At 64.9% G+C, this 17,079-nt stretch carries 14 protein-coding genes; 2 read left to right on the forward strand and 12 right to left on the reverse strand.

The features are described from left to right. Positions 1–9: 9 nt before the first annotated feature. The 3 genes from FHS47_RS11575 to FHS47_RS11585 form a co-directional block, all read right to left on the reverse strand. On the reverse strand, positions 10–1,347 hold the full coding sequence (locus FHS47_RS11575) for a UDP-glucose/GDP-mannose dehydrogenase family protein (RefSeq protein WP_167027291.1): 1,338 nt from the start codon (positions 1,345–1,347) through the stop codon (positions 10–12). Positions 1,348–1,391: 44 nt separating this feature from the next. Beyond that, positions 1,392–2,507 (reverse strand): polysaccharide biosynthesis/export family protein, encoded by a 1,116-nt coding sequence (locus FHS47_RS11580; RefSeq protein WP_208381919.1) that lies wholly within the window; start codon positions 2,505–2,507, stop codon positions 1,392–1,394. A gap of 125 nt (positions 2,508–2,632) precedes the next feature. Beyond that, positions 2,633–2,956, reverse strand: coding sequence for a hypothetical protein (locus FHS47_RS11585; protein WP_167027294.1), 324 nt, complete (start codon positions 2,954–2,956; stop codon positions 2,633–2,635). Positions 2,957–3,344: 388 nt separating this feature from the next. Between FHS47_RS11585 and FHS47_RS11590 the strand changes: the two genes are divergently transcribed. Together FHS47_RS11590 and galE are read left to right on the forward strand one after the other, a co-directional pair. Further along, positions 3,345–4,769 carry an undecaprenyl-phosphate glucose phosphotransferase gene (locus FHS47_RS11590; protein WP_167027297.1) on the forward strand — a complete coding sequence of 475 codons (1,425 nt, stop codon included), beginning with the start codon at positions 3,345–3,347 and terminating at the stop codon, positions 4,767–4,769. 41 nt (positions 4,770–4,810) lie between these two features. Then, complete coding sequence (gene galE, locus FHS47_RS11595; RefSeq protein ID WP_167027300.1) at positions 4,811–5,788, forward strand: UDP-glucose 4-epimerase GalE; 978 nt, start codon at positions 4,811–4,813, stop codon at positions 5,786–5,788. A 16-nt stretch (positions 5,789–5,804) separates the two neighbouring features. Here the strand turns inward: galE and FHS47_RS11600 are convergent, their stop codons facing one another. Genes FHS47_RS11600 through FHS47_RS11640 form a run of 9 tightly spaced genes read right to left on the reverse strand, consistent with a single transcriptional unit; the run spans position 5,805 to position 16,797 of the window. Continuing rightward, a complete protein-coding gene (locus tag FHS47_RS11600; RefSeq protein ID WP_167027303.1) occupies positions 5,805–7,283 on the reverse strand; it encodes a right-handed parallel beta-helix repeat-containing protein in 1,479 nt (492 codons plus the stop codon). A gap of 13 nt (positions 7,284–7,296) precedes the next feature. Then, positions 7,297–8,118, reverse strand: a complete 822-nt coding sequence (locus tag FHS47_RS11605; protein WP_167027306.1) for a glycosyltransferase — start codon at positions 8,116–8,118, stop codon at positions 7,297–7,299. Next, positions 8,115–8,597: a DapH/DapD/GlmU-related protein gene (locus FHS47_RS11610; RefSeq protein ID WP_167027309.1), complete on the reverse strand. Its 483-nt coding sequence runs from the start codon at positions 8,595–8,597 to the stop codon at positions 8,115–8,117. Before FHS47_RS11610 ends, FHS47_RS11605 begins: the two co-directional genes overlap by 4 nt. Beyond that, a complete protein-coding gene (locus FHS47_RS11615; RefSeq protein WP_167027312.1) occupies positions 8,590–9,783 on the reverse strand; it encodes an O-antigen ligase family protein in 1,194 nt (397 codons plus the stop codon). Before FHS47_RS11615 ends, FHS47_RS11610 begins: the two co-directional genes overlap by 8 nt. Continuing rightward, the gene (locus FHS47_RS11620; RefSeq protein ID WP_167027322.1) at positions 9,780–10,667 is read right to left on the reverse strand and encodes a glycosyltransferase family 2 protein; all 888 of its coding nucleotides are present in this window, start codon (positions 10,665–10,667) and stop codon (positions 9,780–9,782) included. Before FHS47_RS11620 ends, FHS47_RS11615 begins: the two co-directional genes overlap by 4 nt. Beyond that, a complete protein-coding gene (locus tag FHS47_RS11625; protein WP_167027324.1) occupies positions 10,667–12,091 on the reverse strand; it encodes a lipopolysaccharide biosynthesis protein in 1,425 nt (474 codons plus the stop codon). The genes FHS47_RS11620 and FHS47_RS11625 overlap by 1 nt, the downstream gene beginning before the upstream one ends. A gap of 12 nt (positions 12,092–12,103) precedes the next feature. Next, complete coding sequence (locus FHS47_RS11630) at positions 12,104–13,336, reverse strand: glycosyltransferase (RefSeq protein ID WP_167027326.1); 1,233 nt, start codon at positions 13,334–13,336, stop codon at positions 12,104–12,106. A 2-nt stretch (positions 13,337–13,338) separates the two neighbouring features. Beyond that, positions 13,339–14,571 carry a colanic acid biosynthesis pyruvyl transferase WcaK gene (wcaK, locus tag FHS47_RS11635; RefSeq protein ID WP_167027328.1) on the reverse strand — a complete coding sequence of 411 codons (1,233 nt, stop codon included), beginning with the start codon at positions 14,569–14,571 and terminating at the stop codon, positions 13,339–13,341. A gap of 36 nt (positions 14,572–14,607) precedes the next feature. Then, entirely contained in the window at positions 14,608–16,797 is a 2,190-nt protein-coding gene (locus tag FHS47_RS11640) for a polysaccharide biosynthesis tyrosine autokinase (RefSeq protein WP_167027330.1), read from the reverse strand. Positions 16,798–17,079: the final 282 nt, after the last annotated feature.

Raw genomic sequence — 17,079 nt, forward strand, 5'->3', positions numbered from 1 at the left:
CCTGTGCTCTCAGTGCCGCAGGGATCGGCCGCGGCCAATGCCGTAGTAGGCGATGCCGGCGTCTTCCACGGTGCGGGGATCGTAGAGGTTACGGCCGTCGAAGAGCGCCGGACTCTTCAACGCTGCCTTGATCCTCGCGAAGTCGGGGCTGCGGAAGGCTTTCCATTCGGTCACCAGGGCCATGACGTCGGCGCCTTTCAGTGCATCGTACGGGTCGTCGCAAAGCACCAGGTCGTCGCGTTCGCCGTAGATGCGGCGAGTCTCCGCACGGGCCTCCGGATCGTAGGCGCGCACGCGCGCACCGGCGGACCAGAGCGCCTCCATGAGCTTGCGGCTGGGTGCTTCGCGCATGTCGTCCGTGTTCGGCTTGAACGCCAGCCCCCACACGGCCACCGTCCTGCCTTTCAGGTCGCCGCCGAAGTATTCCGAGATCTGCGTGTGGATGCGTGTCTTCTGATCGGCGTTCACAGCCTCCACCATGGCGAGCAGCCGCGCATCGTAGTCGTGGCCGCGCGCGATGCGTTCCAGCGCCTGCACGTCCTTGGGGAAGCACGATCCGCCGTAACCCACGCCGGGATAGATGAAGTGGTAGCCGATGCGTGGGTCCGCACCGATGCCTTGGCGAACCAGTTCCACGTCGGCACCGACGCGCTCGGCGATATTGGCGATCTCGTTCATGAAGCTGATCTTGGTGGCCAGCATGGCGTTGGCCGCGTACTTGGTCAGTTCGGCCGAGCGCTCGTCCATCACCACCATGCGGTCGTGGTTGCGATTGAACGGGGCGTAGAGCTTGCGCAGGCGTGCGATGGCGCGGTCGCTCGACGAGCCGACCACGATGCGATCCGGACGCAGGCAGTCTTCCACGGCGTCGCCTTCCTTCAGGAACTCCGGGTTGGACACGACGTCGAAATCGGCCGCCGCGCCGCGCTCCACCAGCACATCGTTCACGGTGCGGCGCACGCGGTCCGCCGTGCCCACGGGCACGGTCGACTTGTTGACGACGACCGTATAACCGTCGAGGTGCTCGCCGATGGTGCGTGCCACGCCGAGGACGTATTTCATGTCGGCACTGCCGTCCTCGTCGGGCGGTGTCCCCACCGCGATGAAGATCAGTTCCCCGTGTGCGACGGCCGGGCCGGGGTCGGTGGTGAAGTCGAGTCGCCCGGAGGCATGGTTGCGCTTGACGATGGGCTCAAGGCCGGGCTCGAAGATGGGAACCACGCCCCGGCGAAGCCCTTCGACCTTCGCCTCGTCGACGTCGACGCAAACCACGTGATTGCCCATTTCCGCAAGGCAGGCACCCGTGACCAGACCTACGTAGCCCGTGCCGAATATGGTGACCTTCATTTATGTCGCCCGTAGAGTGTTGAAGTTGAGTGGATCGGACGCGCTCAGAGCTTGCTGTCGCGATCCAGGTTGTATTGCGCCGTGGCTGCGTTGTTGATCAGCCCGGAGAAGGGCAGCAACTGGCTGATGAACCGGTTCCAGCGGGTGATGCCGGCTGGCCCCACGAATACGACGTCGCCGGGCTTCACCGCGAACTGCGCGGCCACCGCGAACGCCGACGGCGAGGTGCCGTCGAGCTGGTATATGGTCGCAGGAGCCTTCTCGAAGTCCTCCACGCCGCGGATCACGTAAACCGACTTGCCGCGGGCGCTCGTCTGGTTGAGACCGCCGGCCCGGCCCAGGGCCTGGGTGAGCGAGAGGTCGCTCGTCTTGAAGGCGATGGCCTGGGGACGGAGCACCTCGCCGATGACATAGGCTTCGTGTCGATCGTTATAAGGGAGGTAGATGCTGTCGCCGCCCTTCAGGTAGATGTCGCGACCGCCCTCAGACGAGCGGGAGAGCGCGTCGAGATCGAGGTGGTAATCGTGGTTGTCGCGCCGGAGGACCACATTCGAAAGGTCGGCCAGCTGCGCGTTGACGCCTGCGGAGCCGATGGCCTGGCTCAACGTCAGGGGCGTTATGGTGATGTCTTGCGGGTCGGTTTTCACAAAGGCGCCGGACAGCGTGACCTTCTGGCTGGCGAAATTGACGATGCTGATATCGACCTGCGGCTTCTCGATGTACTTCGTCAGCTTGTCCGTAATGGCGGTGCGCAGTTCCTCCACCGTGAGACCCGAGGCGTGCAACAGGCCCACGTAGGGGTAGAAGAGCGTGCCGTCGGGCCGCACGAGGCGTCCGTTCGCCGCGGTCTGCTGCTGCGAGCCGGCAGGGGAGGTAAGTTCCGGATGCTCCCACACGGTGATGTAGAGGGAATCGCCAGGACCGATGCGGTAGGAGTCCGGCTTGTACGCGGTGAGCGCGGGGTCGATCTCGGGTGCGACGGCGCTGGCGCGGTCCATGGCAATCAGCTTGGGCGTGATGGGAACAAGCTGGTAACGGCTGCCAGTTGCGCTTTCCTTGTCGTTCAACTCGCCGGTTTTCATGTGCTGGCCGGGTGCGAGGATGCATGCTTGCAACAACAGGCAGCACCCGGCCAGACCGAGAGTCGGCAGGAACTTCATCGTTTACGGGGTCCTTCGATCGTGGCGCCTTCGTGAGGAGGCCATCAACGTACTAAAACCGATCAAACATTAACCGATCGGGAATATGAACGGACGTCTAGATGGCCAGACGCCTTCATCGTCGTTCAGTGCGTACCTCCCGTGCCGCCGGTTCCGCCTGTGCCACCGGTGCCGCCCGTACCTCCCGTGCCGCCTGTACCGTCATTGCCGGTGCCGTTCGCATCGTTCGCGGTGGCACCGGACGCCGCGGCCACCGCGGCCGTGCCTGCGCCCACGCGAGCAGGTGCGATAGCGCCGCGCGCGGCTTGATGCGCCTGGCTTGGCGTGGCCACGCGCGGCTTGCGGGGGCTGTTTTGCGAGGAGTCGTCGCTTGCCGCCGGACGCTGGCTCTGGGCAAGAAGCGGTGCCGCGACCGCGAGCAGGATGCACGCAACAAATAGACGTCTCATGGGCGTTGTCTCCAAGGGGAAAGGGCGTGTGCGCACCGCGTTCATGAACGCTTTCTCTCGCATGCGGTGCGTATTGCATTCACCGCCAACTGTGTTCCGTAAGCAAGGCAATCAGCTGAACGCACGATCCCGACCACTGTTTTTGTGACACCACTCCCAAATTTTCAGTTGTCGGATTGCGCAAGGTTTTGCGTGCGATGCAGCATGGGCCGTCGGACTGGATAAGTACGACATTTCTCAGATCGGGCCTTCTGTGCTGAAGGTCCGGTCCGAAACGTGTCGGCCCGCCGCCTGATCCGGTGACAGACAGGCAGGGCCTACAGTGGGGGCACGTACCTTGGGAGTCTCGCCGCTTTGGCGCGTCCCGCTCCGGCAGAAGGTGCTTGTCATGCAATTGTCTAAATTCAACGCCTTACTGGACCTCGAGATTCGCGCGAGCGATCCGATCTGCGCGATCGTGGCGGCTTACCTCGCGTACTTCATTCGCTTCGACACATGGCGAATGAGCAGCTTCTATGTCGTCGCACTGATCATCCTGATGCTGGCGACGCTGGCCGCGTCGATCCTGTTCAGGGTGTACGAGCGCCCCATGGGGGAGCGCGCTTATGAGCAATATTGCTGCATTGCCGCATCGTGGACAGTCGGCTTCGCGGCGTTGCTCGCGCTGGGCTACCTGCTGAAAGTGGGCGATCTGTATTCGCGCGGATGGGTCACGCTCACATTTTTCCTCGGGCTCGCATTGATGGCAGCCGTGCGGCAACTGGCCGTCGCTACGCTGTGGTATCTGCGGCGTCGGGGCGTGGGCCTGCGGCGTTGCCTGCTTATCGGCGCGACGGAGTCCGGCCTGCATATGGTTCGTCAGGCCAAGGCCAACCCGGCGTTGGGCATGACGATCGGTGCCTACGTCTCCACGAGCCACGACCAGGGCGTTCCGGAGGGCGTGCGTTGCGCCGGGTCGCTACGGCATATCGACGAGATTCTCGATCGGGGCGAATGGGACGAGGTGCTGGTGGCGCTGCCGGTGAGCGCACACCGCGCGATCGGTTATGCGCTCGACCGCATGGAAGAGCGGGTGATCACCGTCAAGTTCGTGCCGGACATGTTGGGGCGGCAGCTGATCAACCAGCGCATGGTCGATTGCGGTGGCATGCCGTTGGTTACGCTGCGGGACAGTCCCTTGCTCGGCCATGCCTGGCTGCTCAAGGCGGTGGAGGATCGAGCGATAGCGGCCGCGATCCTGCTCATGATCAGCCCCCTGATGCTGGCGTTGGCGATCGGCGTGAAGCTGTCGAGCCCCGGCCCCGTGCTGTACCGGCAGCGCCGCGTCGGCCTGGATGGCAAGGAATTCGAGATGCTGAAGTTCCGCTCCATGCCGGTGGACATGGAAAAGAACAAGGCCGTGCAGTGGGGCAATGCGCAGGCGAAGACCACGACCCGCTTCGGACGCTTCATTCGGCAGACCAGCCTCGACGAGTTGCCGCAGTTCATCAACGTGCTGCGCGGCGACATGTCCATCGTCGGACCGAGACCGGAACGGCCGATGTTCGTCGAGAAGTTCAAGGGTGAGATTGCCGGATACATGCACAAGCACCTGGTGAAGGCCGGCATCACGGGATGGGCCCAGATCAATGGCTGGCGTGGCGACACGGACCTCGTCAAGCGCATCGAGTACGACCTCTATTACATCAACCATTGGTCGCTCGCGTTCGACCTGCGCATCATTTTTCTCACCATCTTCAAGGGCTTCGTGCATAGCGAGGCACCGACGGCCACCGCGCCTGCCGTGGAGGTACGAGTCGAAAAAGCGAGTTAGCGGCACCAGGCACCTGTATCCACTCTCCGGCGGGGTATCGATTGAAGTTTCTCATCTGTGGCGGTGCGGGCTATGTGGGCTCGCACATGGTGCGTTACCTGGTGGAGAACCAGCACGATGTCGTGGTTTACGACGACCTCTCGACGGGCCATCGCGAAGCGGTGGCCGACGATGTGGCGTTCGTCCACGGCGATATCGGCGATGCGGTGACATTGTGGCGCCTGTTTGCCACGCACAAGTTCGACGCGGTGATGCACTTCTGCGCGCGCTCGCTGGTCGGCGAATCGGTCCTGGATCCGTACCAGTACTACCGCAACAACGTGGCCAATACGCTCATGCTGCTGGCCGCCATGCGCGAGGCCGGGATCCAGCGGCTGGTGTTCTCGTCTACGGCCGCCGTGTTCGGCAATCCGCGCAGCGACACCATCGACGAGACCCACCCGACCGATCCGATCAACCCGTATGGGCAGAGCAAGCTGATGATCGAGCGCGTGCTGGCGGATGCTTACCGCGCGTACGGCCTGCGCTCCGTTGCCCTGCGGTACTTCAATGCCGCCGGTGCGGACCCCTCCGGCGCCATTGGCGAGTCGCACCACCCCGAGACCCATCTCATTCCGAACCTGCTGCGGGCGGTGCTCGGTAACGGGCCGGGACTCAAGGTGTTCGGCGACGACTACGACACGCGCGACGGCACGTGCGTGCGTGACTACGTCCACGTGAACGATCTGGCGTCCGCGCATCTGCTGGCGGTCGAATTCCTCGAGGAGAACGAAGGCGCCTTCACGTTCAACCTCGGTAACGGCGAAGGTTTCAGCGTTCGCGAGGTCATCGCTGCGGCCCAGCGCGTCACGGGCCGCGAGGTGCCGCACGCGATCGCCCCGCGCCGGCCGGGCGATCCACCCACGTTGGTCGCGTCCAGTCTCCAGGCGCGCCGCACGCTCGGCTGGCAGCCGAGGATCGGTGTGCTCGACGACATCCTCGATAGCGCGTGGCGCTGGCATCTCCAGCCGCGCTATTGACCCGGCGCGAGCGGCATCAGGCCAGTCTGGCGATGCGCTGCAGGGCGTCGGGCACGGGCTTGCCGTTCGCGAAGCAGGCCTTCACCAGCGCGTTCGCTTCGGCGAGCGTTGGCCGGTAGGTCCTGAAGCGCTCCAGGATCTGCCTGTTGCCGGATGGTGTTCCCGACATTCCCTCGGCGTAGACGTGGTTTTCGGCCATGCGCGTCTGCGTGGCCAGATTCATGTCGATGCCGGGCGCCCGCGGCGCCACCACGATGTTGTCATGGATGGCCGTGCCGTTGGGAACGCCTCTCCAACTCGTGGCCTTGAAGACGGTCACCTGCGAATCCGCGTCGGGCTTGTCGGGAATGATAATGATGTTGTTGTATATCTGGCTCCCGTCCACCGGGCCGGAGATGCGCAGCGAGGCGCTGCCGGTCTTGCGCAGTGCGTCGTTGATGCTGACGTTGTAGCGCACGATGGTGCCGCGGTTGCCGATGCCCTGGGTATCGCGGCCGTCGTTGCAGACCAGCGCCATGCCGCCGACGTTGTCGTGGCTGTAGTTGTACTGGATGATCGTGCCCTGGCACTGGAAGTCGGCGTCGTATGCCTGCCCGTCGGCCGGGGCGCGATGGCCGCTCACTTCGTTGTACTGGATAAGCGTGTCGTCGCAGTCGAACGGCCAGATGCCTGCGGCGGCCTCGCCGGGGGGGAGGGTGCCGCATTCGCTTACCGTGTTCCGCTCCACGAGGGCACCGTGGCAGCCCTTCACCAGGATGCAGTCGCCGGGCACCGCTCGAATGCGGTTGCCGCGAACGGCCACACCGGTGGCGAGTCCACCGCCGCGGCTGCCGGCACGCAGGAACAGGATGCCGTCGCGCTGGCATCGTTCGATCATGTTGTTCTCGATGGCAAGACCGTCGTGTCGGGTCGGGCGGCTCCTGCCCTTCGTCTCGACGAGAATGGCGCTGCCTCCGCCGTCCTTCTTTACCGGCGAACCGTTGACATCGTGAATGTGCAGGCCCTGCAGGGCGATGCCGTGGACGATGCCCACGTCCTCGTGCAGCAGGTGAATGCCCGTCCTTCGCGGCGCCGGTTGCGGGCCACGGTTGGAAATGGCCAGGTTGCGCAGTGTCCAGTACTCGACGTTGCGGAGGACCACGGTGGATGCGGCGCTGCCGTCCGCGTGCAAGTGGGGGGCGTCGCCGTCGCCATAGGCGTCGACGACGATCGGCGCGCCCGCGCGTCCCGATCCCTTCGGGGCGAACACGCCTGCATAGGCTCCGCCGCGCTTGAAGAAGATCCGGTCACCCGGACCGAAAGCAGTCTGGTTCAACTTTCCTAGGCTGCGCCAGGCCTTCGTGGCGCTGCTTCCGTCGTGTACGTCGTCGCCCATGGCGCTGTCGATGTAGTAGTGCCTTCCCGTCGACGAGGCGGCGGCAAACGTCTCGCGTGGCAGGAAGGACGCCAGCATCAGGGCGCTGGTCGTCTGCCGGAGGAACGTACGGCGATCCATGGCGACCTCCGGCTCAGCGGCGCTCGCTCATGGAGTAGCGGTAGACGCCACCGTGCTTCCTCAGCATGTAGGCGAATCCGGCCAGGTGCTTCAAGGTGAGCTTCGAAAACTTGCGCGTGCGGCGTTTGTAGTCGTGGATCACGGAGATCCTGCGGCTGTAGTAGTTGCGCAGCCCCATCTTTCGGGTGCGCACGCAGAACTCCGCGTCTTCCGGCCCGAAGAAGATGCGATCGTCATAGCCCATCAGCAGGGCGGCCACTTCCTTGGTGAAGGTCTGGTTGGCACCCAGCACGTAATCGACTTCCATCGGGTCGTTGCCTTCGTCGAAGCGGGTGTCGAGCATCAGGTGCCGCTCCAGTTCGCGGCGCACGAAGCCGAGCCGCCGGCTCAACGGAACGCGCGCCGCGATCGGCTGGTAGAAGCGGGGGAAGCGTCGCGTGGAATCCTGGCGGCTCCGGTCGACGTTGAGCAGTTCGAAGCCCACCACGCCCGCGTCGGGATGCGACAGGAAGAAGTCCTCCACGATGCTGCCCGGGTCGTCGGTGAGGAAGATGGTGTCGTTGTCCAGCGTCATGCAGTACTTGCCACGGGCGAGGAACAGCCCGCGGTTCCGTGCGGGACCCACGCCGAAATTGCGTTCCAGCGGAAAATAACGGATCTGCGGCAGGGTGGCGACGAACTCGGCGCTGCCATCGGTGGAGCCGTTGTCGACGACGATGACCTCGTCGCGCGAAAAATCCACCTTGTCCAGCAGGGAGCGCAGGCAGCGCTCCAGGTTGCCCAGCTCGTTCCAGGTGATGATGACAATGGACAATCTCACATCGGCCTCGCTCATGACGATGCTCCAGCTGGGGGCGTGGTTGGGGAGGAGGGGGTGATGACGGCATTGGCCTTCACCACGAAGTTGTCCGGTATGACTACCGGTCCGAAGATGCATGCTCCGGTACCTATGGTGACGTTGTTCCCGATGACCGGCGTGCCGTCGCCGGGCCAGCGGTTGCCGATGCACACACGGGCATAGAGCGTGCAGTTCGCACCGATGGTCGTCTTGCCATTCACGATGACCCCAAAGGCGTGGTAGATCACGAGCCCGGGGCCGATCGTGGCCGTGGTAGGCAGGTAGCACTTGTGCACGAACTCGGCCAGCTTCTCGAAGACGCGTAGCGGCGCGTGCAGAGGCGTTCCCCGCGCCGTCGCGATCAGGCGGTAGCACAGGATCACCCAGAACGACTGGTCGAGCATCCACCAGAGCATCCCACGGTAGCCCGGCATGGATTTGTACCGGCGCACGTCGGCGCGAAAATCGTCAAGCATGGTGTGCCACCGTAGGGAGGGCTTCGCGCCTGGTGCGCGCTGTTTGCCGTAGGCGGGCACGATGCATGTCGTCCCGCGCATAGAACATACCCACGAAGAACCAGAAATACGCCTCGTAGCCGCTGAACTCGATGAATGCCAGCATCAGGTAAAGGAGCAGGAAGGCCTTGATGTTGCGTTGCTGCCCTTCGGCCGGCCGAAGCAGGATATGCCCCACCATGAGCAGGAAGAGCAGCAACGACTGGATACCGCCTTCGAGCAGGAACTGGAGGTAGATGTTGTGGACGTTGTTCTCGACGAAGGTCAGACCGGAGATCTGCTCCATGAGGGGCACGCCGTTGCCTACGCCGTAGCCGAACAGATTATGTTCGAGCGCCAGCGTGGCGCTGTTCCAGAGGGCCAGGCGCCCCACGTTCTTGTGTTCGAGCTGGGTTTCCGCCTGCAGGTTGAAGCGGTCCAGCACCGGAATATCCACCACCGAGGACAGCACGAGCCCCGCGACCAGCACGACCGCCGCGATACCGATGAAGGTATGGAAGTAATACGACCGGGTTTTCCTTGCCCGGTACGCGGCGATGCCGATGGATACCGCGGCTCCGACCAGGCCGGCACGCGAGAGCATGGTCGCGCTGGTGAGGAAGGCGATGCCCGCCGCTATCGGGTAGGCGCGGGTGCCGAGGAGGAGTATGGAGAGCAGGGCAAGCAGGCTGGCCTCGATGTTGCGACCGCCGGTGGACATGTAGAGAACACTGGAGGCACCCTCGGTGCGGGCGTACACCGCACCGAGCTGGCCGGCGTACACCGCATCGCGCACGACGATGAACACGATGCAGCAGCCCAGGATCCATACGAAGATGCGGCGCAGGTCCAGGTCCGGCAGCTTTCGCCCGAATACGTTTCCGAGGAAGTACGAAGCGGCGACAAACACCACCAGCGTCGACCGCATGCCGCCGCCATAGACCGCGGCGGCCCCCAGCGACGTGGCAGCCAGGGTGGCAATGAACGCGGTGGCCGGATTCAGCTTGAGATAGCGAAGCGCCGGAAAGTAGAGCACCGGCATCAGCAGGAGGAGGAGATGGTAGACATTCACGTGCGACTTGCTGGCCGTGCTGTGCGTCAGGGGAACCTGCACGAAGAGCATGGCCATCAGGGTAACCGCCGCGGCGCGCGTTTTGTTGATCTTCATCCGATCGCCACGCCGAAGAACTTGTGCAGCAGCAGCTTCACGGTCGACTTGTAGCCCCCCAGGGATACATTGCGCACGATCTCGGCCAGCGGCGGCCGCTCCCGGTTCATCACGTACTGGATGTTCCGGTGGTTGCGCCGCTGATCGGCATTCATCAGGCGCTCGTGCTTGGCGATGAAGCGCCCGCTGCCCTCGGCCCGTTTGCTGGAGTTGCGGATGCGTGCGCGGGAGCGATCATCGTCCACGAACGACAGAAGGCTGCGGGCGCGTACCGCGGGGCCGAAGCGCTCCGCCAGCCGGATCCACATGTCGTAGTCCTGCCAGGCGGGCATGCTCTCGTCGAAGCCGCCCAGTTCCCGCATGCGCGACAGCTCGGTCAGCACCTGGTTGCCCGCGAGATTGGCGTACAGCAGGGCGTGCAGATCCAGCCTGTCCGCCCTGGCCAGTTCCGCCTCGCCGTGCATGCGGTCGCGCAGCGCCGCCACGTCGGCCACCGACTGGAAGTAGCGGAATCGACTGCACGCGAACGATGGCTTGTGACGGCGGTACAGATCGACCAGGCACTCGATGCGCTGGGGGTGGAAGAAGTCGTCGTCGTCCAGACCGGTGACATACGTGCCGGAGGCCTGCTCGATGCAACGGTTGCGTGCGCTGCAGGCGCCCTGCGGCGTGTCGTTGCGCAGCACGATGACCTTGCCCGGATGACGGCGTGCGTACCACGCGAGTACCTCGGGCGTGTCGTCGGTAGAGGCTTCGTCGCATACCAGGATCTCGATCCTCGGCCAGGTCTGCTCCAGCACCGAGTCGAGCGCCCGCCGCAGCAGGGTGGAACGATTGCGCGTGGGAACGTAGACGCTTACCAGGGGTACGGTCGTGTCCATCATCAGGCACCTGCCGGCTGTGCGATTCGGGAGAGCCAGGTGTCCCGGTTCCGCCAGACGACCCAGAGCAGGGCCGGCGTCACCAGAAGGAAGCGGACCACACTGGCCTTCCAGTCCTCGCCGGGATAGAGGACCACCGCCAGCATGAGGAAGGCATAGGGCACGAAGCTCTCGACCATCCACGAACCGAAGAATTCACGAGCCGTGATGTCGATGATCTTCGAGGAAAAGAAGTAATAGGAAAGAACCGTCGCCAGCACCTGGCTGACCGCGAGCGCCACTGCCATGACCTGCAACGAGCCCGAGTACGCGCCGATGACCGTCACCAGCAGGGCCACGCCGCAGATCTTCAGGTTCCAGCCGAACTCGATGTCCGAACGACCCAGGCTCTGGCTGAGCGCGCCGATGAGCGAACCCAGAGGGCGCAGCATGCCGAAGAGCAGCATGAGCGGAATGAGGCCCGAAACGCCCGCATACCGTCGCCCGTAAAGGATGGTCACGGCGGCGGGGGCGAACACCGCCAGCATGATGAACACCCCGGCGGCGGCCACCGATACCAGGCGCAGGCCGGCGAGGTAAAGATCGCGCAAGGCCAGTGGATCACCCTGCCGCGTGGCGAGACGCGGCAGGGCCAGGCGCTGGACCACGGGCATGATCAGCTTCGTGGGTTGGAGCACCAGCTCCTTGGCCAGCGAATAGACGCCCAACGCAGCGAGGCCGAGGAACTTGCCGAGGATGATCTGATCGGCCTGGCTGCGCAGTTGGTTGATCACCTGCGAGCCCAGCTGGAAGGCGCCATAACGCAACGCCTGTCGCACGATGGCACGATCGAAGCCGCCACCGGGATGCCAGTCGCGTTCGGCCACGAACACGAAACACACCAGCCGCACCAGGCTGTTCACGATCATCGCGTAGACCGCCGCTTCGATCGACGCGCCGAAGACCAGTACCAGTACCAGCAGAGTGACGAGCCCGCTGAGGCGGCCGAAGACCTCGATGCGGGCCAGCCGTGGAAGCCGGAACGACTTGATCAGGCTGGCCTGGTATTGCGCCGCCAACCCGAGCAGCACGAAGTTCACGGTGGAAAGCCGCAGCAGTTCGCCCAGCTGCGACGAACCGTAGAAGGCGGCGATGGGGTAGGAGATGGCGAACAGCACCAGCGCGGAGGCGGCTCCCAGTCCCGCACTGATCATGAAAAGCGAGGTCCGTTCGCGGCGGGTGATGTCCTGGCGGTGCACGAGATAGCTGCTGAGGCCCATGTCCTGCAGCAGCGTGGCGATCGCGTTCACCACGTTGACTATCGCGAGCGCGCCGAGCAGATGCGCGTCCACATGGTGGGCGAGCACGGCGATCTGGAGCAGCTGGCTCGCGGCGCTGACAATGGTGGAACCGGCAGTCCAGAGGGCGTCGCGTCTGGCGGATGGCATGGCGCTTGTCTCCTAGGCCAGACGAGCAGCGAGCTGGTCGTGCAGCCGGCTCTGGTTGAAATGCGTTTCCACCGTGTGGCGCGCACGGCGCGCGATGGCGGGAAGGTCGTAGTCGCCGCGCTGGATGCCCGCCAGTCTGTCGGCCAGCGCATCCACGTCGCGCTCAGGCACCAGCCAGCCGGAGCGGCCGTCCTCGATCAGTTCCGGTATGCCGCTGTGCACGGTGGAGAGGCAGGGAACGCCACTGGCCATCGCTTCCATCAGCGACACCGGAATGCCTTCCTGGTCGCCGTCCTCCGCGGTGACGCTGGGCAGCGCGAACACGTCGGCGTGCGCGAGAGCGGCCTGCACGTACGCCTTGTCTCTCCGTCCCCGGATGTGGATGCAGCCCTCCAGCGACTTCGACGCGACGAATCGTTCGAGGTCGGCCTGCAGGGGGCCGTCGCCGATGACTTCCAACTCCACCGGCACCCGTCGCCAGGCAAGCTGGGCCACGGCGTCGCAGAGGTATGCGATGCCCTTCTTCTCCACCAGGCGTGCCACGCTGAGCACGCGGAGCGGGCGCGTAGGCGCGGGCACCCGGTCCTGCGGGGGACTGAAACGGAAACTGTCCAGATCCACGCCCATGCGGTGCACGTGGATCTTTTCCGGGGCGCAGCCCAGCGCCATCAGCTTGCGGCTCCACAGCGCGCTGATGGGCAGCATTTCCTCGCCTGTGGCGAATAGCCGTCGATAGTCCCGCAGGTGCCGATCGAGCACCTTGTACTGCGACAGGTCGTAACCGTGGAACACGGTGTACAGCGGGCCGTCGAGCAGGCCGAGCGAACGCAGGTGTGCCGCAAGCACTCCGGTGGGGCCGAAGTGCGCGACGATGGCGCCGGCCTTGATCGGTTCGCGCAGCCGGCGCGCCGCACCGGCCAGCGCTAGGCTCTTCGCGACATGGCCGTAACGCCGCACCGAGAGTGCGCGGCGGACGCGAGCTCGCGGCAGGCCGGGCAACACCTCGCGGGCACGTTGCAGGGCCACCTGCCATCCGGCGCCGGCACCGGCCTTGCGGGGGAAGATGAACGTGGTGCGTTCGATCAGGCCGTGCGTGCTGACGGCGTCGCCGGGCATCGGCTCGGCGCCGTGGTTGACGGCGAGGATCCGAACGTCGAAGCCCCGTTCGAGCAGGCCGACGATCTGGTCGATGACGAAGGTCTCCGAATACTTCGGGAACTCGGCGAGGACGAACAGCACCGTCATGTTCAGGACCCCATGGCGAGCGTGGCGAGCAGCGATTCGCGCGCGAATGCCTTCTCGCGGGCCACGGCGGCGGCTACCCGCGCCCGCAGTCCGGTATCGCCGAGCAGGGACAGCACCTTGTCGCGCAGCGTGCCGTCCAGCAACGAGTGCACGGGCACCGCCAGTTCGTCGATGCCGAGGCGCTTCATGATCCCCTCCGACTTGTGTTCGTAATTCAGCGCCACGGAAGGGGTGCCAAAATTCATGGAGACGATCGCGCTGTGCAGACGGGTGCCGATGGTGAGCACGCACGCGCCCAGTTGCCTTCCGAGCTGCACGTCGTTCAGCTCGTCCATCTCGACTTCGAAGGCTTCGGGATGGCGCAGGCGGGCACGCACCTTGAGGGCGATCATCCGGTCGTCCTTCGGATAGCCGTCGATGGCCGTACATGTGGAAAACGCGCGCACGTGGAAGCCGGCCTCGATGACCGCGTCGAGCAGTTCCGCGAATGCCGCCTCGTATTGCTCCTGAGTGACGCCCAGGCGTTTGTCGAAGGGCGCGAGTTCGCGGAAGGTCACCGCTACCGTGGGTCTTGCCGTGTCCACCGTCACGGGCGCCCCGGGATGCACCAGCCATGCGGTGTCCGACGTCCAGCGCAGCTTTTCCTGTGGGATGGCGGCGTCCTGCATGTAGCGCGCGCTGACTTCCTCGCGCAGGGCCAGCGCCTCGACCCGCGCCATCACGTCGCGGGAGACCTGGCGAAAGAAAGCGTGCTGGAACGGCCCGACGCTGTGCCCCAGCATGTAGACCGGCCGTCCTGCGAGCAGCGCGCAGCTCGCCAGATCGTACTGGGTGGCGCCGTAGAGATCGACGAAGAACGAACCCCCCACCTGGATCACCACGTCGTAGGCCGCCAGGGATGCGATGAACTCCCGGTGGGTTGCCGGCAGCGGAATCCACCGGCTCCACCAGCGCTTCCGCAGGTGCGCGTGCAGCAGCCATGGCACCCAGCGGCGCAGCAGCTTCGCGCGCAGCGTGCCGAAAGGCTTCTTCGCGGCCGCCAGGTAATATGCGTTCAACACGTCCGGAAGCAACGGGCGGCCCAGCAGGTATTCCGAACTGACGGGGAAACGGCTGGTCGCGTCGATGCGGCAACCGGGCAGGGCATCTTCCAGGCATTCCAGCAGGCCGCGCAGGATGGCGCAGTCCCCGCGATTCCCGCAGGTGTGGTTGCCGACGATAAGGATGCGGGTCATGGTCTTCGCTTCATGCGGTGGCCGCGTGCTCATGGGTCATGCCGGATCGGCCTTGTACTTGTAATAGGCGTAGGTGGAATAACCGGAGGCACGGCGCTCGACGGCGTTGAAGATCGCGCCTTTCAGCTCCACGCCGTTCTGTTCGAAGCGCTGCTTCGCCAGTGCGAGCTCGCGCGCCTTGTTCAGCCCGAAGCGCGCGACCAGCAGGCTCGTGCCCGCGTGGTGGCCGATCACCGCGGCGTCCGTCACGGCGAGGATGGGCGGCGTATCGATGACCACCAGGTCGTACGAGGGCACCACGCTGGCTATGAAGCGGGTGAAGTTCTCGTGCATCAGAAGCTCGGAAGGGTTTGGCGGCACCCTGCCACGCGCGACGAACGAGACATTGGGGAGCGGGCCGGGCTGTATCACTTCGGCGAGTTCGGCACCGCCCACCAGGAGGTCGGACAGGCCCAGGGCGGGCTTGATGCCGAGCACCTGGTGCAAGGTGCCCCGGCGCATGTCGCCGTCCACCAGCAGTACGCGCTGCCCCGCCTGTGCGATCACGGCGGCGAGGTTCGCCGAGACGAAGGTCTTGCCGGCGAAGGGGCTGGAGCCGGTGATCATGAGCACGTTGTTCTTTGCTTCCAGCCGCGCGAAATGCAGGCTGGTGCGCAGGCTGCGGATCGCTTCCACCGCAAGGTCGTTCGGCGACGCGATCGCGAGCAACGGGCCGCGCGAGGGCTTTCCCTGACGGGTTCGCGCCGCCTTGGTGCCGGGGCCGGTGCCCAGCGGTACCGACGCGTATACCGGGAGGCCGAGATCTTCGATGGCGGCCGGGTCTTCGATCCCGCGGTTGAGCACCTGCCGGAGGAACACGAAAGCCAACGCGAGGAAGCCGCCGAGGAAGGTCGCCACCACCACAACGAGGGCCTTGCGCGGCTGTACCGGCTGGGTTTTGTCCACCGCCGACGTGTCCACGATGCGCACATTCCCCACGGTGCCGGCGCGTGCGATGTCGAGCTGCTGGGCCTGGTTCAACAGGCTCGTGTAGGTGTTGCTGCTCACCTGGACGTCGCGGTTCAGCTTGAGCAACTGCTGCTGGGTGTCGGGCAGGTCACCGACTTCCTTCTGCATCTTGTCCTTTTGCGCCTGCAGCTGGCCCATCTGCTGTTGCAGGGCCTTGTAGGCGGGGTGGTCGTGTGTGAAGCGCCGGTCGATATCCGCTTCCTGGAGATGCAACTGCTGGATGTTGTTCTCGACGGCTACGATCTGGTCGAGCAGGCCCTTGGTCTGCATGCTCAGATCGATCGAATGCGCCTTCGTCTGGAAGTCGTTCATCGCCGCCTGGGCGCGGTCCAGTTCCTGGCGAACCTTGGGCAACTGGTCTTTCACGAACTGCAACTGGCTGGCCGCCTCCGCGGAGTTGCGCTCCACGTTCTGCCGGACATAGGCCGAGGTGACGTGCGCGAGCACCCGCTGCGCGAGATCCGGATCGGCGTTGTTGTAGCTGAGCCCGATGATGCCGGATTCGTTGCCCTGTTCCAGCGCGACGATGTCGCCCTGGAGCTTGCTTATGGTGGTGAGCGTCGGCTGCACCAGCACATCGAACCGGGTGCCCGGGTTGGCCGTGAGCTGCTTCAGCTGCATCGTCGCGCCGCCGCCATGCACCAGCTGGCCCACCGCTCCCGAGAGGATGCGCTTGCCGTCGTCGTCGTACAGGGCGTACCTGCCACCGTCTTCCGCCCTGAGTTCGAGCTTCTTGCCCATCAGCGAGTCGGGCAGGTCGAGCCTGAAAATGTCCACCACCTCGCCGCCCCAGCCAAAGCGGCTGAGCCCGAAGCGCGGCCGTCCAAGGTCGCCCGGTTTGTGGCCACGCGACAGGTAGTCGCCCACGAGAGGCAGGCGACGTGGCTGGACCTGAACGTCGAGGCGCAGATCGTTCACCGCCGTACCCACGACCAGGCGGGAGGTGATGAGCGCGATTTCCGTGGTGGCTTGCGAGGCGGTGGTGCCCAGAGATTGGGTAAGGTCGCTCAGGCCCGGCAGGCTCGGGGTCTTCTGTTCGACCTGCACGACCGCGGTGGCCTGGTAGATCGGCGTGGCGAGCATCGTGTAGAGCACGCCGGCCACGAAGAACGTGCCGGTGATCGCGGCGATGATCCACTTGTGGTCGAGCAACGTACCGAACAACGCGTTCAGATCGATGGTGTCTTCGTCATGAACCGGATCAATCTTGGTCGTCATGCGGCTTGGTCGTTCCCGAATCTGAATGGACGTCTAAACGTTTATATCGCCGATAGTCTGAACAGGTCGGGAAGATGTGTGTGATAAGTTGCTGATTCGTATATTGATTCGGGCAGGGCTCATCGCGCCGGCCCTGGCGGGCCGAGCGCTTCCTTCGCACCGAAATGGTGCGATCACGGGGTCATGAGGCGGACGCATTTCGGAGGGCGATGACTGTTCCGCCCATGCCGACGCCGTTCGTGGTCGATCACGATGTCCTTCGCCATGCCGGCCCCCAAGGTG

Origin of the sequence: Luteibacter sp. SG786, from assembly GCF_011759605.1 — a bacterium.
Taxonomy (GTDB): domain Bacteria; phylum Pseudomonadota; class Gammaproteobacteria; order Xanthomonadales; family Rhodanobacteraceae; genus Luteibacter.